Genomic DNA, 16,628 nt, shown 5'->3' with positions numbered 1-16,628 from the left:
TATGTAGACTTTTGTAATTCATTGCAGCAAAAGTAAGCATATTTTTGAAACTGAACACGATTTTATAATTTATTTTAACATTTAGAAAAGCAGTTTAAATAAATTAAATCGATTATAATTAAATCTTTCCAGGAATTAATTACTGATTTTGTTTTTAGTAAAAATATCCTTCAGCCTCACTTTTAAATCTTCTCCTGCATCATAAATCATTTGCTCATTGCTGGGAAACGGAACTAATTTTCGATTAAAATAAGAATAATAAGCTTCTTCAGTAGCTCTTTTATCACCTTTGTAAGTTGCATAATCATTTCTGAAAACAGATTCAGATGCTAAAGGGAAGCTGTGTAAGACTTGTTTGTTTTTGTAATCAACATAATCCACATTAGCTGTAATCTGGCATGCTTTAAACTGATTAAATTCTTTTATTTGGATGACAATAGTTTTTAAATTATCCACCTTAATCACTTTTCCAAGGCTGTCTTTTAGCTGCTTTCCGTTTTTGTCTAAAAGATCTTTTAGACCATCTTTTATTATTTTTTCTTTAACAAATTCTTTTTCTTTAATTTGTTCCGGTGTGATATTGATTGCTTTGAAATTAACAATAATCTGATAGTCGTATTCTGTCTTATTCTGAAAAGTATTGTGATAAACGATCCATTTATCATTCATTCCGAAAGTGTTGAAATTCAATAAATCATTTTGCAAAGCCACAGGAATAACCATATTAGTCTGATTGCGTAATGCTACATTTACATAATACCTTCCTTTGTTTAATGCTTCCTGCTGAAGTTGTAAAGTATTGTTGTAATTAGGATTGATTTGATTCAGATATTCTAAATCGTCATAAGCTTTTTTGATTTGTTTTTTATCGGAAGATTTTAATAAAGCGACACTATTGGTATATAAAAATTGAGATAAAGCATTTTTACTTTCTGCAATTTGTTTGTTATAATTATCGAATGGAAATTTGGCATTCTTACCTTCTTTTATAAATTTTAACGGAAGTAAAGGTTTTATTTTTTCCTGTCTGTTATCTAACTGAATATAGGTGTTAAAAATTTTCTCCAGATTCGCTGGGTTTTTCTCCTGTTCTAACAGGTTTAAAAGGTTTAAATCCCTTTCTTTTGCTTTTGCGAAAGCTTCTTCGAGCAGGTATACATAATCCTGATTTCCTTTTTTGTCTTTGTTAGAGCGTAAGTTATAAACAGCATTATCAATTGCCTCGTCATAATTTCCGGAAGTCAACAGGTTTCGCGTTTGTTTCACTCCACAGGAAGTAATAAAAAGGATACAGATAAACAGGAGTAATTGTTTTTTCATTTTCAAAATTTTGAACAAATATATTTTTAAAAAATCAATTATTCTATTATTTAAATTCTGAATATGTTGTTTCAATAAAAAAGTCATCAAAATAAGTTTGATGACTTTTTAAGTATAAAATATAACGCTATTTTTCTAATGCCCACCACCTTCGGTTTCGACATAGAAAACACCTTGTTTTTTTAAGATTTTAGGACAGTAAAAACCATAAAAGCCTAAATAAGCAAATCCTAAAAGCGGAACGATATATGAAAAATGCGTCCAGGAAATCCCCATAATTCCTTCCGGGTTACTTAAGTCAAAATCGCATATTCTTCCCTGAATTAAAGGAATTATACCACCTCCAAGAATCATCATAATAAGAAAAGATGAAGCTTTTCCTGTATTTTTTCCTAAACCAGCAATGGCTAAATCAAAAATAGAAGGCCACATTATTGATAAAAACAATCCACCTGAGATAAAAAAGAATTTTGCAATTTCCCTGTCTGGGTATATTAAGCCAATTAACATCATCACTAATCCTGAAACTCCAAAAAGCATTAAAGTTTTGCCGGCATTTTTTCCTCCAATAAAACTAATCAGTATAAAAAGCAATATCCATGCAGGATAAATATAGAAGGCAGAAACATTATGTTCAGCAAAAATATTAGTAAAAATAATGACTCCAAAAGCTAATGCCGGAACAATAAATTTAAGTGCGATGGTAGCTGTTTTAGAAGTATTAAATACATTTACTCCGCCGTTCCAGCGTCCAATCATTAAACTTCCCCAATACAAAGCGATGAATGGAGGAATGGCTTCTTCCAGTATATTTCCAAATTCGGCAGTTTTTAATAAAGCTGGAAGGTTGCTTATTGTTGCTTATTATAGTAACTTCGGTTCCTACATAAATAAAGATAGCAATCATCCCTAAATACAACTGCGGGTAATCTTTTATAGCAAATTTTTTATTTCCGGCTTCTATTTTTACCTCTTCTTCTTTAGCGGGATCTTCTATTTTTGAAAGTAACATAAAAAGCGCTACCGCAATAAACGCCATTCCGAGTATAATAAACGGAAGTTTAATATCTTCTAATGAAAGAGCTGTTTTTTGATTATCTCCCATTCCAAACAGTGCGATACCAAGTAAGATAGCACCGATAGTGGTTCCGAATGAATTAACTCCTCCGGCTAATGTTAATCGGTGGGCGCCGGTTACAGGACTTCCCATTTTTATAGCTAACGGATTAGCTACAATTTGCTGGATTGAAAAACCCAATCCTACAGTAAAAAGTGCTGTTAAAAAAAAAGGAAAACTTTCCATAGTGGCAGCCGGAACAAACAGAAAAGAACCCAATGCCGAAAGTGTTAAACCGGCAGCTAGAGTTTTTTTATAGCCAAATCTTTGTAATACATCTGATTTTAATGATATCAGGAAAAAAATTAAAGAACCCACAAAATAAGCCGCATAAAATGCCCATGCTACTAATTGGGATTGAACTTGTGATAAGGTAAATACTTTTTTAAAGACAGGTATTAAAATGTCATTGGCAGAGCCAACAAATCCCCAAAAAAAGAATACGGTTACCAGAGAAATAAACTGTCCCCATTTTGTTTGTAAATTTTCAGAATCCATAATTTTTCAGGTGTTTTTTTAGTGAAGTGTTTTTTTTAGTGCAGGTAAAAGTATTTTTAAAAAACTGAATAAAAAAATAATAGAAAGCCCAAATTTAGAAGAATGTTGACAGAATGTTATGATTGATTAAATACTCCTGATTTATGAATGATTTGTCCATGTGAATGCTCGTTTTTCAAGGCATTTAAACAAATGTTTTTTTAAATTAATCTTTTTAAAACAGTTATCTTTATGGGCTGTATATCGTTTTTTTTGTAATTTATAAATGTATCAGCACTATGAAATATTTATTTCTGTTATTAATTGTTGTTAGTTCAAATGCTCAGATTAAAAAGGAACAACAGTTAAGTTTAATGCCTTTGCCACAAAAAGTAGTTGTTTTAAATCATACTTTTTTATTAACTAAAGATTTCAAAATAAATATTTCCGGAAACCCAGATTCCAGAATTTTCAAAGCAGCGACTGTTTTTTTAAGAAGACTGGATGAAAGAACGGGCTTATTTTTCAATCAGGGTTTTATATCAAAAAAAGATGAATTTCCGGAAGCACAATTACAAATTAATTGCCTTCAAAAAGGAGAAACCGGAATCCATGATGATGAAAGTTATCATTTATCTGTACAGTCAAATAAGATTCAGATAGAAGCAACGAATGATTTGGGTGCGCTTCATGCTTTAGAAACACTTTCGCAGCTGCTTCAGAATAATGGAACTTCATTTTATTTTCCTTCAGTTGTAATTGAAGATAAACCAAGATTTTCCTGGCGTGGCTTAATGATTGACGGTTCGCGGCATTTTCAGCCTGTTAACGTAATTAAGCGAAATCTGGACGGAATGGCTGCTGTAAAAATGAATGTTTTTCACTGGCACTTAGCTGATGATCAGGGTTGGCGAATTGAAATAAAGAAGCATCCCAAACTTACGGAGTTAGCTTCTAATGGTCGTTTTTATACTCAGGAAGAAATTAAAGAAGTGGTGAAATATGCTGATGAAAAAGGGATTATGGTGGTTCCGGAAATTGATGTTCCCGGGCATGCATCGGCAATATTAACAGCTTATCCCGAAATAGGAAGTCGGTTATCTGGTGAAGAACCCTATGCTGTCGAAATCAGATCAGGAATTCACAATCCTGCTTTAGATCCTTCTAATCCTTTAACTTATCAAATACTAAGTGAAATTTTTGATGAAGTTTGTCCGTTGTTCCCCGGTCCTTACTTTCATATTGGCGGGGATGAAAATAACGGGAAGGAATGGGATGCTAATCACAAAATACAGAAATTTAAAAGAAAAAATCATTTAGAGACCAATCATGATTTGCAAACTTATTTTAATTTGAAATTAGTTCCAATGTTAGAAAAACATGGCAAAAAACTGATGGGGTGGGAGGAGATCATGACTAAAGAGATGCCAAAGAATGCTGTTATTCATTCCTGGAGGGGAGTAAATGAGGGTCTGGAGCCAGGAGCTTCTCTTGTAAAAGCCGTCAAAAATGGCTATAAAACAGTATTGTCTAATGGTTATTATATCGATTTGATGCTGGGTGTAAATAGTCATTATCTGAATGATCCAATGCCTGAAAATGTGGTTTTGACCCAAGAGGAAAAAGCAGGAATTCTGGGAGGTGAAGCCACTATGTGGAGTGAACTTGTAACGCCTTTAACGATAGATTCCAGAATATGGCCTCGTACAGCAGCTATTGCCGAAAGATTGTGGTCTAATGATACCGTGACAAATCTGGAAAGTATGCACAAGCGGTTGAGGCAAATTTCATTTCGGTTAGAAGAAATTGGTTTGACACATATTCGAAATAAACAAGTAATCTTAAGAAACATCAGTAATTATCAGGATACCCAATCTTTAAATGATTTTACGAATATTTGCGAACCTTACAAAATTTACAAACGCAATGGAGGAGGAAAAAAATACATGATGTATTCTCCGTTAACTTTGTTTGCTGATGCCTGTACTGCCGATGCAGCTGATGCTTATGAGTTTAATAAAGCAGTAAAAAACTATTTAGAAAATAAGGAGTTGGTTAATCAAAAAATAGTGACTGATTATTTAAAAAAATGGATAGCTATGGATTTTGATTTAACTCGTTTGAGTGCCAATGCTCCTTTAATTCAGCCTGTTTTACCACTGTCGAATAATTTAAGTAAGGTGAGTGGATTACTTTTACAAGCGATTGAAAATAAAAGGAATATCAGTAAAGCACATTTGAATGAATTGCTGGAACAATTCAATATCAGGAATCCGGCTGATGTGGAACTGGCAGTTTATGATAGTCTGAAAAAGCTGGTGGAGTAAAAAAAACATATAATTTTTGCATTCATAAAAGAAGATTACATAAGGAGTTAGTGGTTCTTAATTTTGGATTAAATTAACAATTACACCGCTTTAGTACTCAACATTTTTGAGTACTTTTGTCGCACTTTTATAAAACGCAATCCTTTTAAAATGGATAAAAAAATCTACTCTTTTTTATTTTCTACCCGCTTAATGGCTTTTCTTTTTATTGCTTTTGCAGTAGCAATGGCAACAGGAACTTTCATCGAAAGTAAATACAATACGGATACAGCCCGAATCTGGGTTTATAATACCTGGTGGTTTGAGGGAATTATGGTGTTTTTTATGATAAACTTCATCGGAAATATCAAACGTTACCAATTATTAAAAAAAGAAAAATGGGCTACTTTATTGTTGCATTTGGCTTTTATTTTAATTCTGTTAGGTGCTTTTATCACACGTTATATCAGTTATGAAGGTGTGATGCCCATTCGTGAAGGCGCTGCCGAAAACCAATTTTACTCTGAAAAAACTTTTTTATCTGTTTTTGTTGATGGAGAATATAAGGGCGAGATGAAACGACGCGTTTTTGAAAAACGTTTATTACTTTCCCCGGTAACGGATAATAATTTCTCTGTTTCAGGACAATTTGCCGATACTCCCTTTGAAGTAAAATACAAAAACTTTATTATGGGAGCAAAAGAGTATATAAAACCTGATGCTAAAGGAACTTTATACATGAAATTAGTGGAAGCCGGTGATGGCGGACGTGAAGAACATTTTCTGAAAGAAGGCGAAGTGCAGAATATTCATAACGTACTTTTTGCTTTGAATAAACCTACTGATGGTGCGATTAACATTAATTTTGACGGAAAAGAATATACTATAGAAACACCATTTGAAGGAAACTTTATGCGTATGGCTGATAAGTTTCAGGGAGCGGTAACTAAAGATAATGTTCAGCCATTGATGATGCGTTCGTTATACAGCATTGGTGATATCAGAATCGTTTTTCCGGATCCTGCTGTTAGAGGAACTATTGAGTATGAATCCAATAATGACTTTAAAGCTAAAAATCACGAAGATGCTCTGGTTGTAACCGTAAATGCCGAAGGACAGGAAAAAGAAATTACGCTGCTGGGTTCTAAAGGGAAAACTGGAGAACCAAAAACAGTAAAAATTGGAAACATTGAATATTCTTTATTCTACGGCAGTAAAGCTTATATTTTACCATTTAAAATTCAATTGAATGATTTTATAGCTGAAAAATATCCCGGAACAGAGAAAAGTTATTCTTCGTTTGAAAGTAAGGTAACCGTTCAGGATTCAGCAGAAAAATCCTTTGATGCCCGAATTTATATGAATCACGTTTTAGACCATAAGGGCTATCGTTTTTTTCAATCAGGTTTTGATCCGGATGAAAAAGGAACCATATTATCAGTAAATCATGATTTTTGGGGAACGAACATTACCTATGCGGGTTATTTTTTGTTGTTTTTTTCATTGATGGCAATTATGTTTACCAAGCATTCCCGTTTTGCTGATTTGAAACGAAAATTAGATGTGGTTAAAACTAAGAAAGAAAAGCTCATTACCATTTTGGTCTTATTTTTAAGTCTTAATGGTTTTGCACAAATGCAGGATCACGACCATGATCATGAAGGGCACGACCACAATCATGAACATACCGAACAGGAAGCCGGGCATAATCACGCATATACAGAACAGGCGGGAACAATGCCGGCAAGAGTGGCTCCGACGGAAAAACAAATAGATTCCTTACTTACAAAATATAAAGTTTCTGAAAAGCATGCCGCTCAGTTTGGTCGATTAATCATTCAGGATGCAGGCGGAAGAATGAAACCGATTAATACTTTTTCATCAGAATTGTTGCGAAAAGTAAGCCATGCTAACGAATACAAAGGCATGAACTCTGATCAGGTATTTTTGTCCATGTCACAGTATGCACAATTATGGATTGAAGTCCCGCTGATTTACATTAAAAGCGGCAATGACAGTATTCGTAAAATTATTGGTGTTGATGCTAAGGCAAAATACGCTCCTTTTATTGCCTTTTTTGACGGGCAGGGTAATTACAAATTATCTCCTTATTTAGAAGCAGCATATCAGGCCGCAAATCCCAATCAGTTTGAAAAAGACTTTGTAGAAACCGATAAGAAAGTCAACCTGATGGAATCAGCTTTAAGCGGAACTATTTTGAAAATTTTCCCGATTCCGAATGATGCTAATAACAAATGGATTTCTGTTAACGATTTAGCAACAGCGGGCTTAAAAGGAATGGATTCTACGTACACTAAAAGCGTTTTACCCTTATACTTTGGTTCTTTGACGAATGCTGCTGTCTCAGGAGATTATAAAAATTCAGATGATTTGCTGGAAAGTATTCATGGTTTTCAAAGAAAATATGGTGAAAAAGTATTGCCTTCAGAAGACAAAGTCAGTATGGAGATTTTGTATAACAAATACGATGTTTTCCAAAAATTACCATATTGGTATTTAACAGCGGCTATTTTAATGCTTCTGTTCACTATCTTAAAAATATTCAAAGAAAGAAAAGTACTGAATTACTTAGTTAACGGAATGCATATTTTCATTGGATTATTATTTTCATTGCATACCTTAGGGTTAATTGCGCGCTGGTACATTTCAGGACATGCGCCATGGAGTAATGCTTATGAATCGATTGTTTATGTTTCCTGGGCAACGATGTTCTTTGGTTTGGCTTTCGATATCAAATCAAAGCTGACTGTTGCTTCATCGGCTTTTGTAACTGCAATGATTTTAATGGCAGCCTACATGAACTGGATTGATCCGGAAATTGCTAATCTGCAACCGGTGTTGAATTCCTATTGGTTAATGATTCACGTTGCGGTAATTGTAGCGAGTTATGGCCCGTTTGCATTAGGATTTATACTTGGGTTTGTATCGTTGGTATTAATCTTTTTTACCAATGAAAAGAACAAAACCAAGATGGATTTAAATATTAAGGAAATCACTTATATCAACGAAATGGCATTAACCATCGGATTGATTATGTTGACTATTGGGAACTTCCTGGGTGGACAATGGGCTAATGAAAGCTGGGGACGTTACTGGGGCTGGGATCCAAAAGAGACTTGGGCTTTAATCAGTATTATGGTATATGCTTTTGTAATTCATGCTCGTTTTGTACCGGCATTAAGAGGGAAATGGGTTTTTAATTTAATGAGTATGTTTGCTTTTATTTCCATTTTGTTTACGTATTACGGAGTTAATTTCCACTTGGTCGGATTGCATTCGTATGCCAGTGGGGAAGCACATTCACTAAACTGGATTTATTATTCGCTGGGAGGAATTGCTCTAATTGGAGCGATCACATACCCCACATACCGAAAGTATTATAAAAAGTAATTAATAATATTTATATAAACAAAAAAGGTTCAACAGCACGTTGAACCTTTTTTTGTAAAATATAAAATCACCCCTCCTTAATAATCTCCCTAACCGCCTGCTCGTAATTCCGGATACTTTTGGCTTTTTTTATTTTCTTATGCACTTTGTGTGGATTCGAGAAAATAACTGAAAAGTACTCCCATAAGTGGTGCATTTTTAGTAAAATGTGAGTGGCTCCAGATAAAGATTCGCTATATCCCGCGTATAAAGTATCGTGAAAATCATTAAATAATTCCATTTTGTTCGATGGATATTCGGAGCTGTTGTTTTTAATCATAGAAGGTAAAAAAGGATCGGCAATTAATCCGCGACCAATCATCCAGTGATCAATCGATGGAAAGCGTTCCTGCATTTTGTGAAATTGAGCTACCGAAGTGATATCGCCGTTGTAGTACAGTTTTAGTTTAGTATTATCTACACATTGCTGGAAACCGTCTAAATTGACTCCGCCGTTGTACAATTGTTTTCCTATGCGGGCGTGAATTGCTATGTTTTTAATGGGATATTTTTCTAATAGCGGTAAAACATCCAGAATTTCTTCGGCATTATCATAACCCAAGCGCATTTTCATCGAAACAAGGATATCTGATTCGGCATGTACTCTTTTAAGAATATCATCAATTTTTTCACTCTGGCAAATCAGTCCGGAACCCATTCCGGATTTGGTTACCATTGGATACGGACAGCCTAAATTCCAATTCAATTCTTTGTATCCTAATTCCTGAACATATTTGGAAACAAACAAAAATTCGTCCGCATCATTAGTAATCACTTGCGGAATCACTTCTAATCCTTCATTATTTTCAGGAAGCAAGTCCCGTTGATAAGATGATTTGATAATGAGTTTTCCGTTCAAACGAATGTAGGGAGAATAAAAAGTATCAATTCCTCCAAAGTATTTGTTTTGGGCATTTCTAAAACGAAAATCGGTAAATCCCTGAAGAGGCGAGGAAAGAAGAGTATAGCTCATGAAAAATTATAATTGTGCAAATATAATCAATGCAAACTAGAACTGTATGAAACAAAAAAAGACTTTCGTGAGAAAGCCTTTTTAATATTTTAAATTTCGAATTGAATTATACTTTTCCTAAAGTATACAATTGTTCCATTGTAGGTGTTAAGCTTCCGCCTGCAGGTTCCAGAGTAATCCCGAAAGCTTCTGCATCACCGGTATTGTTAACAGCAAAAAAGCGTTGGTCGTTTTTATCAAAATTATCCAGTAATCCAATGCTTGTTGGCGTAAGCGGATTTAATTTTAAAGCCCAAACCTGATATACCATTCCTTTAGGCGGTTCCGGTAAGCCCGTTGCGTCTACATAAACCACTTGTGTTTCTTTGTTCCAATACACTTTAGCGGAAGATTCCGGAGCTACAGTCTGACCACCCAGTGTAACTACAGTATTGTTAACATCTTTTATAACTGCTAAGTTTTTCTCTACAGCTGCTTTTTTTACAGCTAGTTCATTTCGTTCTTTTTCAATTTTTGCTTTTTCAATAGAAGTATTCACTACCTGATTATTGGTTTCTTCTAATTGGTTGTATTGGAACACAATTCCAGCCAATAACACGATTGCAGCAGCCCAGCCAATGTATTGTGACCAATTTTTCTTAGGAGTCATTGGGATTACTTCGCTGGCGTTTAAGTTTAATTTTTCTTTAATCTTAGCGTAATTTTCAGCTGATTGAAATGGTGAGAAGCTGGATGATAGTGCCACAACTGATTTTTCAATTGCTATAATTTCAGCGTTGATTTCGGGGTGTTTTTTAGCCATTGCTGCTACTTCTTCACTTTCTGCTTCTGATAATAAACCATAAACATAAAGTTCTAATATCCCTGATTCTATATATTCTTTCGTTTCCATTGTACTATACTTTCAAATAGTTTCTTAAATCATTAATACAGTTTCTGTTGTGTGTTTTTACTGTTCCCAGAGGAATCTCCAGTTCTTCCGCTGCTTCTTGTTGAGTATAGCCTTTAAAAAATAATAAATCTATTATCTGGATACATTTGGGTTTTAACCTTTTAATAAATTCCTGCATTCCTATTCCGTCAACCTTACTGTTCAGTTTGTTACTGTCTTCTAATAGATTTACGAAATTATCAGAGGAAAGGTTTTTTTGACTGTTGTTAAAGTTTTTAGAGCGTAATTTATCAATTGAAGTATTACGGGCAATATTGAGAATCCAGGTATAAAAACGACCTTTACTTTCGTTATAAGTATCCAGATTTTTCCAGATTTTTACAAATACTTCCTGAAGCACATCTTCTGCTTCCTCTGTGTTTTTAATAAGAACACTTATTACAGAAAAAAGACTTTTCGCATACATATCATACAGATGTGTAAAAGCCTTTTCGTCCTTCCTGTAGATTAAAACTAATAATTCGTCCTGGCTCATAGTTTTGATTTTTTTTGCAATACAAACTTATGAAACTTATTTAGAAATGTATGATTTTTATGCAATTAAAGAATGAGAATTATTTTTTGATTCCGTTTTTTATTTTATATACAGGAATATTAAGTTTTATTTAACCAATGTTTAATTGAAATTACTCTTTGAAAATAATAGGTGTATGTAGAATTTAACTAATTTTATAAAAAAAATAAATGATATGAAAAACCTATTATTTGCGGTTTCTACTGCCTTTATCCTTTTTAGCGGAATGACTCAGGCACAGCATAAAAAAACAAAAGCAGCCATGGATACACAAAGTATTTATCAGTTTAAAACAGAAGATTTATCAGGAAACACTTTTGATTTTTCTTCTTTAAAAGGAAAAAAGGTACTGATTGTAAATACAGCTTCAAAATGTGGTTTTACCCCACAGTATGAGCAATTAGAAGCCATCTATAAGCAATACAAAGACAAGGGTTTCACAGTAATTGGTTTTCCGGCTAATAATTTTAACGGACAAGAGCCTGGAACTAACGAAGAAATTGAAACTTTTTGCAAGTTAAATTACGGAGTTACGTTCCCAATGATGGATAAAATTTCTGTAAAAGGAGCTGATATGAGTCCGATTTATCAATTTTTAACCCAAAAAGAGAAAAATGGCATAAAAGATTCAGAAGTAAAATGGAATTTCCAAAAGTACCTGATTGATGAAAAAGGCCATTTGGTGGAAGTGTATTATTCTAAAACAAAACCGGATGCTCCGGAAATTGTAAACTGGATTAAACAATAAATAAAATTTATATTCTTTTAAAAGCGATTTCTAAATCAATTTAGAAATCGCTTTTTTGTATATAAGATTTATATTTAAATGTAATTATTTTATGTTTTTAGTATAAATATTTGGCTTTAAAATAAGGTCATCTTTGTATCTTTGACTCTTTGAAATAAAAACAATGATTTACCCCAAAATACCTTTAGCGCAAAGCATCATCCAAATTTGTTTAGCCAAAGGAGTTACCGATATCGTAATTTCTCCCGGATCCAGAAATGCTCCGTTAACCATTGGTTTTGCCTCTAATCCTGATTTTAAATGTTACAGTATTGCTGATGAACGCTGTGCAGTATTTTTTGCGTTGGGAATAGCCCAGCAAATCCGGCGACCTGTGGCTGTAGTATGTACTTCAGGTTCGGCATTGCTGAATTATTATCCGGCTGTTGCCGAAGCTTTTTACAGTCAGATTCCTTTGATTGTCATTTCGGCTGACAGACCACAAAACAAAATTGATATTGGCGATGGACAAACCATTCGTCAGGAAAATGTTTTTGCTAATCATTCTTTGTATAATGCTAATTTAACAGAAGAAGCTTCAAAAGTTAATGACCATAAAATCAACGATGCCATTGATACAGCTTTCTATAAAAAAGGGCCTGTTCATATTAATGCACCTTTTGAAGAGCCTTTGTATGAAACCGTTTCGGAGCTTTCAGTTGATGTAATGACTCATAATTTTGCCAGTTTGAATCCCATAACTCCTTTAGAAGATTTAACAGCTTTTGCGGATATTTGGAATCAGTCCACTAAGAAGTTAGTATTGGTAGGAGTAAATGATCCTAATTTAATTTCGGATTCCACTTTGGAAACTTTAGCGAAAGATGAATCGGTTGTGGTAATGACAGAAAGAACTTCTAATTTACACCATCCTGATTTTATTTCGAATATTGACACCATAATCACCCCATTCACGGATGCTGATTTTGAAGATTTCTGCCCGGAAATTCTAATCACTTTTGGCGGAATGATTGTTTCCAAACGCATCAAAGCTTTTTTACGAAAGTATAACCCCAAACAACATTGGCACATCGATTCGTTACGGGCTTACGATACTTTTGGTATTTTAACAAAGCATTTTGAGGTGAATCCCAATACTTTTTTTGAAACTTTTTTACCTCATACTAAAAGTGTTAAAAGTGATTATTTTGCGAAAATGAATCATATAAAAAACATTAGAAAAGAAAAGCAGTCGCTCTTTTTAAAAAACACTCCTTTTTCAGATTTTCTGGCTTTTGACACTATTATTAAAAGTTTACCAAAGGATAGCCAATTGCAAATCAGTAACAGTTCGGCCATTCGATACGCACAATTAATGGAAATTGATACTTCGATTGAAGTATTTTGTAATCGCGGTACGAGCGGAATTGACGGAAGCACTTCTACCGCTATTGGTGCGGCTGTAGCCAATAATAAGCCAACGGTTTTTATTAGCGGCGATGTGAGTTTTTTATATGACAGTAATGCGCTTTGGAACAATTATATTCCTGATAATTTCAAAATTATTCTTATCAATAATGGTGGTGGAGGTATTTTCAGAATTTTACCAGGGCATCAGCAAACAGCCGTTTTTAATACTTTTTTTGAAACAACACATCATTTAACGGCCGAACATTTGGCTAAAATGTATGGTTTTAAATACATCATAGCTACTGATAAAATAAGCTTAAAAGAAGGTTTACAGCAATTCTATCCTCAAAATAACCAGCCCGTAATCTTAGAAGTTTTTACTCCAACACTTGAAAATGATGTTGTTTTAAAACAGTTTTTTAAAGAGTTAGTTTAATAAAGCAGAATTGATTTTAATGAATGCTTTTTTGTGGTAAATAATTGTATTTACTATGAAAAAGCATTTTTTTATTTCTGTTTAGAAAATAGGTGATTTTTTAAAATGGAATTTAGTCTCTATTTTACAGGATAGTACAGGTTAGTTAATTTATTTTAAGTAGCTATTTTAGTAAAATTTTACTTATCTTAATGTTTAATTGCCTAAGTGTTTTCATACTTATGGCGTAGAGAATTAAAAGAAGTATTATTTTGTATTAATATAAATTCTGAGTTTGATATGGCTAAAGCTGTTCTTAGCAATAAAAATTGCTTTTTAATTTATTTCTTTTGGTTGGTTACTTCATTGAGTTTTTTGCAGGCACAGGATAAAAAGACAATTGCAGATGTTGAAAAAATCTATCTTCATACCGATCGCACAAGATATTTTGTTGGTGAAGATTTATGGTATAAAGCGTATAATGTGCGTGCTTATAATAATATTCTTTTTGATAACAGTAACATTTTATATGTAGAATTAATTTCACCGAATTCTAAAATAATTGCCCGAAATAAGACCAATCTGGAAATGGGGCTCGGGAATGGCGATTTTCAATTGCAGGATTCTCTTGGTGTTAAACCAGGAGTTTATCAATTGCGTGCGTATACGAATTGGAACCGAAATTTTGGAGAAGATTTTATTTTTAAAAAAAATATCGAAATAATTGACGTTTTTGAAAGTCATTCTAATGCCAGTAAAAAGCAAAATGCAGCAATTGAAAATAAAATCATAAAAACGTTTAAAGGAAATAATTTTAAACTTGAATTTTTTCCCGAAGGTGGTTCACTCATCGAAAACGTAGCTAGCCTCAAGCAAGGTTATATAATAAGTTTCAGAGCAATGAAAGGGCGAAATATTCTAAGTATTACTACAAACGAAGCTACTTTGGCACAAAATCCGAATCCGCTGCTTATGGTGGTTTGCAAATCAAAAGGGATTTCCTATTTAGAAACTGAGTTTACAATAAAACAAACCGTATTTTCTTTTGAACTTCCCAGAGATAAAGCACCAGATGGTATCAGCCAGATTACAGTTTACGACAGTAATGCTAAACCGCAAAGTGAACGCTTGATTTATATTGAAAAAGACCATGATTTAGAGGTGCAATTAGTTACCGATAAAGAGAGTTACACTCCTAAAGAAAAAGCTATAATTAATATCTCATCAAAAACAAAGGCAGGTGTGGCTAAACCGGCAAGTTTTTCGTTGAGTGTTACGGATATGAATGGGGAAACAGAGGATAAGTATAGCGGGAGTAATATTAGTTCTTATTTTCTGATGGAATCCGATATTAGGGGAAAAGTACATCATCCGGGCGATTATTTTGATGCAAATAATCCAAAACGCCTGGAACATCTGGACAATTTATTGTTAACTCAGGGCTGGAGAGATTTTGTATGGAAGACGATGCCTCAATCCATGGATTCCATTAGTTACAAAGCAGAAAAAGGAATCACTATTTCGGGTAGGGTTAAACAACTTTTAGGCGAAAAACCATTGATAAATATTAATTTAACATTGGCTTTAATCAATAAAAAGCACATGAACATTTTTAATACAGTAACAGATGCTAATGGAGGATTTAAATTTGAAAATATGATGTTTTCAGGAAAAACCAATATGTTTTTAAATTCCAGAAATGAAAAAGGAAAGTTTAGAGGGGAAATAATAGTGAATCCTATTGAACAAACACCGGTTGCAGTTTCATTTCAAAAAGAAGCGATAAATTGGACTGATCCTGTGCAGAAAGTAGTTGACCATGTTTTTAAGAAAAATGTAGCTTTTGGGATACAGCCCGAAAACATTTTGGATGAAGTTAAAATCACAGCAAAGAAAGAAAAACACCACGTTCAGTCTTCATGGCATTCCTGATTTTTCGTATGTAGTTGATGAAAAATCACCGGTAACAAATGACATCTATAATTTTATTCAGTTTGTAATTCCCGGAGTCATCACAACGGGTAATTCGGTTCGATTTATGCGTTTTGACGAACCTGCCCTTTTTATATTAGATGGTTTTCCTGTGATTAATCAATCAGATATTGATATTATCCAGCCCAGCGATATTGAAAAAATTGAAGCTTTAAAAGGACCAGGTACAGTGGTTTATGGTTCAGAAGGCGCTAATGGAGTTATAGCTATTTACCTCAAAAAAGGAGTGAAACCTGTTGAAAAAGGAGGTTTTAATAATATTAAAAAGGAAATAGACGGTTTTTATACGGAACGTGTTTTTTATATTCCTGATCCGGAAAATCCTGACTTAGAGTTGGATGATAAAGCAGCGGTAAGAAATACCATTTATTGGAATCCGTATGTACACCCAAACGAAACAGGAACCGTAACTGTAAATTTTGAGAATACAAAAGTAGAGACGAAAGTAAAAGTTGTTTTAGAAGGAATTACAGCTACCGGAATTCCGGTAGTTAAAAAAACTTATTATAACATTAAAAAGCCAGAGAATTTAAATTAGTTTCTTCTACTTTTTTTAATTGTTGCAATTAATCTTAATAAGTATTAGACCGTTGAAAAGAGTAAGATTTAATTTTTTTGCTCCTCTTAACGGTTTTTTTGTAGTTAAATTATTAATTTATTTTAAATTAACATTTATTTTGTAATTATTGGCTTAATAATTGATTGTGTTTTATTAAGAATATTCATTGTTTAACAATAATTTGAATTATCATATGATTGAAGTCTTCTTTAAAAAATGTCATATTTTTAGTATTTTATGTTTCGGTTTAATCTCTGTTTTTTTGCAGGCTCAGCAGAAAAAATCTCTTTCTGATATTGAAAAAATCTATCTTCATACCGATCGAACAACTTATTTTATAGGTGAAGATTTATGGTACAAAGCTTATAATGTAAGAGCTTCAAATAACTTACTTTTTGATAACAGCAACATTTTAT

10 protein-coding genes and 1 pseudogene are annotated in these 16,628 nt (G+C 33.3%); 6 read left to right on the top strand and 5 right to left on the bottom strand.

Going from position 1 to position 16,628, the window contains the following annotated elements; genetic code table 11:
* Positions 1-135: 135 nt before the first annotated feature.
* Positions 136-1,320: a hypothetical protein gene (locus tag ACSV4D_RS14215; RefSeq protein ID WP_439228777.1), complete on the bottom strand. Its 1,185-nt coding sequence runs from the start codon at positions 1,318-1,320 to the stop codon at positions 136-138.
* Between the two features lie 135 nt (positions 1,321-1,455).
* Positions 1,456-2,935: pseudogene (locus ACSV4D_RS14210) on the bottom strand (MFS transporter).
* Between the two features lie 278 nt (positions 2,936-3,213).
* On the opposite strand from ACSV4D_RS14210, the gene ACSV4D_RS14205 reads away from it, so the two are divergent.
* A complete protein-coding gene (locus ACSV4D_RS14205) occupies positions 3,214-5,241 on the top strand; it encodes a beta-N-acetylhexosaminidase (protein ID WP_439228776.1) in 2,028 nt (675 codons plus the stop codon).
* A gap of 150 nt (positions 5,242-5,391) precedes the next feature.
* Positions 5,392-8,631, top strand: coding sequence for a cytochrome c biogenesis protein CcsA (ccsA, locus tag ACSV4D_RS14200; protein WP_439228775.1), 3,240 nt, complete (start codon positions 5,392-5,394; stop codon positions 8,629-8,631).
* A 67-nt stretch (positions 8,632-8,698) separates the two neighbouring features.
* On the opposite strand, the gene ACSV4D_RS14195 is transcribed toward ccsA, so the two are convergent.
* The 3 genes from ACSV4D_RS14195 to ACSV4D_RS14185 all read right to left on the bottom strand — a co-directional run bounded on the left by ACSV4D_RS14195 (position 8,699) and on the right by ACSV4D_RS14185 (position 11,070).
* Positions 8,699-9,643, bottom strand: a complete 945-nt coding sequence (locus ACSV4D_RS14195) for a tRNA dihydrouridine synthase (RefSeq protein ID WP_439228774.1) — start codon at positions 9,641-9,643, stop codon at positions 8,699-8,701.
* Between the two features lie 106 nt (positions 9,644-9,749).
* A complete protein-coding gene (locus ACSV4D_RS14190) occupies positions 9,750-10,535 on the bottom strand; it encodes an anti-sigma factor (protein WP_439228773.1) in 786 nt (261 codons plus the stop codon).
* A gap of 4 nt (positions 10,536-10,539) precedes the next feature.
* Complete coding sequence (locus ACSV4D_RS14185) at positions 10,540-11,070, bottom strand: RNA polymerase sigma factor (protein WP_408079153.1); 531 nt, start codon at positions 11,068-11,070, stop codon at positions 10,540-10,542.
* A gap of 214 nt (positions 11,071-11,284) precedes the next feature.
* Between ACSV4D_RS14185 and ACSV4D_RS14180 the strand changes: the two genes are divergently transcribed.
* The 4 genes from ACSV4D_RS14180 to ACSV4D_RS14165 all read left to right on the top strand — a co-directional run bounded on the left by ACSV4D_RS14180 (position 11,285) and on the right by ACSV4D_RS14165 (position 16,191).
* Entirely contained in the window at positions 11,285-11,857 is a 573-nt protein-coding gene (locus ACSV4D_RS14180) for a glutathione peroxidase (RefSeq protein WP_439228772.1), read from the top strand.
* Between the two features lie 163 nt (positions 11,858-12,020).
* Positions 12,021-13,682 (top strand): 2-succinyl-5-enolpyruvyl-6-hydroxy-3-cyclohexene-1-carboxylic-acid synthase, encoded by a 1,662-nt coding sequence (gene menD / locus ACSV4D_RS14175; RefSeq protein ID WP_439228771.1) that lies wholly within the window; start codon positions 12,021-12,023, stop codon positions 13,680-13,682.
* 279 nt (positions 13,683-13,961) lie between these two features.
* Positions 13,962-15,593: a hypothetical protein gene (locus tag ACSV4D_RS14170; protein WP_439228770.1), complete on the top strand. Its 1,632-nt coding sequence runs from the start codon at positions 13,962-13,964 to the stop codon at positions 15,591-15,593.
* On the top strand, positions 15,532-16,191 hold the full coding sequence (locus ACSV4D_RS14165) for a TonB-dependent receptor (protein ID WP_439228769.1): 660 nt from the start codon (positions 15,532-15,534) through the stop codon (positions 16,189-16,191). The genes ACSV4D_RS14170 and ACSV4D_RS14165 overlap by 62 nt, the downstream gene beginning before the upstream one ends.
* The last annotated feature ends 437 nt before the right edge of the window (positions 16,192-16,628 follow it).

Origin of the sequence: Flavobacterium sp. ARAG 55.4 (assembly GCF_051846875.1) — a bacterium.
GTDB lineage: Bacteria > Bacteroidota > Bacteroidia > Flavobacteriales > Flavobacteriaceae > Flavobacterium > Flavobacterium plantiphilum.
This window is presented reverse-complemented; position numbering and strand designations above follow the sequence as displayed.

What these genes read in the sequence shown, in the direction of transcription:
- ACSV4D_RS14215 (WP_439228777.1), bottom strand. Translation starts at nt 1,320, where the DNA reads ATGAAAAAACAATTACTCCTGTTTATCTGTATCCTTTTTATTACTTCC.
- ACSV4D_RS14205 (WP_439228776.1), top strand. Translation starts at nt 3,214, where the DNA reads ATGAAATATTTATTTCTGTTATTAATTGTTGTTAGTTCAAATGCTCAG.
- ccsA (WP_439228775.1), top strand. Translation starts at nt 5,392, where the DNA reads ATGGATAAAAAAATCTACTCTTTTTTATTTTCTACCCGCTTAATGGCT.
- ACSV4D_RS14195 (WP_439228774.1), bottom strand. Translation starts at nt 9,643, where the DNA reads ATGAGCTATACTCTTCTTTCCTCGCCTCTTCAGGGATTTACCGATTTT.
- ACSV4D_RS14190 (WP_439228773.1), bottom strand. Translation starts at nt 10,535, where the DNA reads ATGGAAACGAAAGAATATATAGAATCAGGGATATTAGAACTTTATGTT.
- ACSV4D_RS14185 (WP_408079153.1), bottom strand. Translation starts at nt 11,070, where the DNA reads ATGAGCCAGGACGAATTATTAGTTTTAATCTACAGGAAGGACGAAAAG.
- ACSV4D_RS14180 (WP_439228772.1), top strand. Translation starts at nt 11,285, where the DNA reads ATGAAAAACCTATTATTTGCGGTTTCTACTGCCTTTATCCTTTTTAGC.
- menD (WP_439228771.1), top strand. Translation starts at nt 12,021, where the DNA reads ATGATTTACCCCAAAATACCTTTAGCGCAAAGCATCATCCAAATTTGT.
- ACSV4D_RS14170 (WP_439228770.1), top strand. Translation starts at nt 13,962, where the DNA reads ATGGCTAAAGCTGTTCTTAGCAATAAAAATTGCTTTTTAATTTATTTC.
- ACSV4D_RS14165 (WP_439228769.1), top strand. Translation starts at nt 15,532, where the DNA reads ATGAAGTTAAAATCACAGCAAAGAAAGAAAAACACCACGTTCAGTCTT.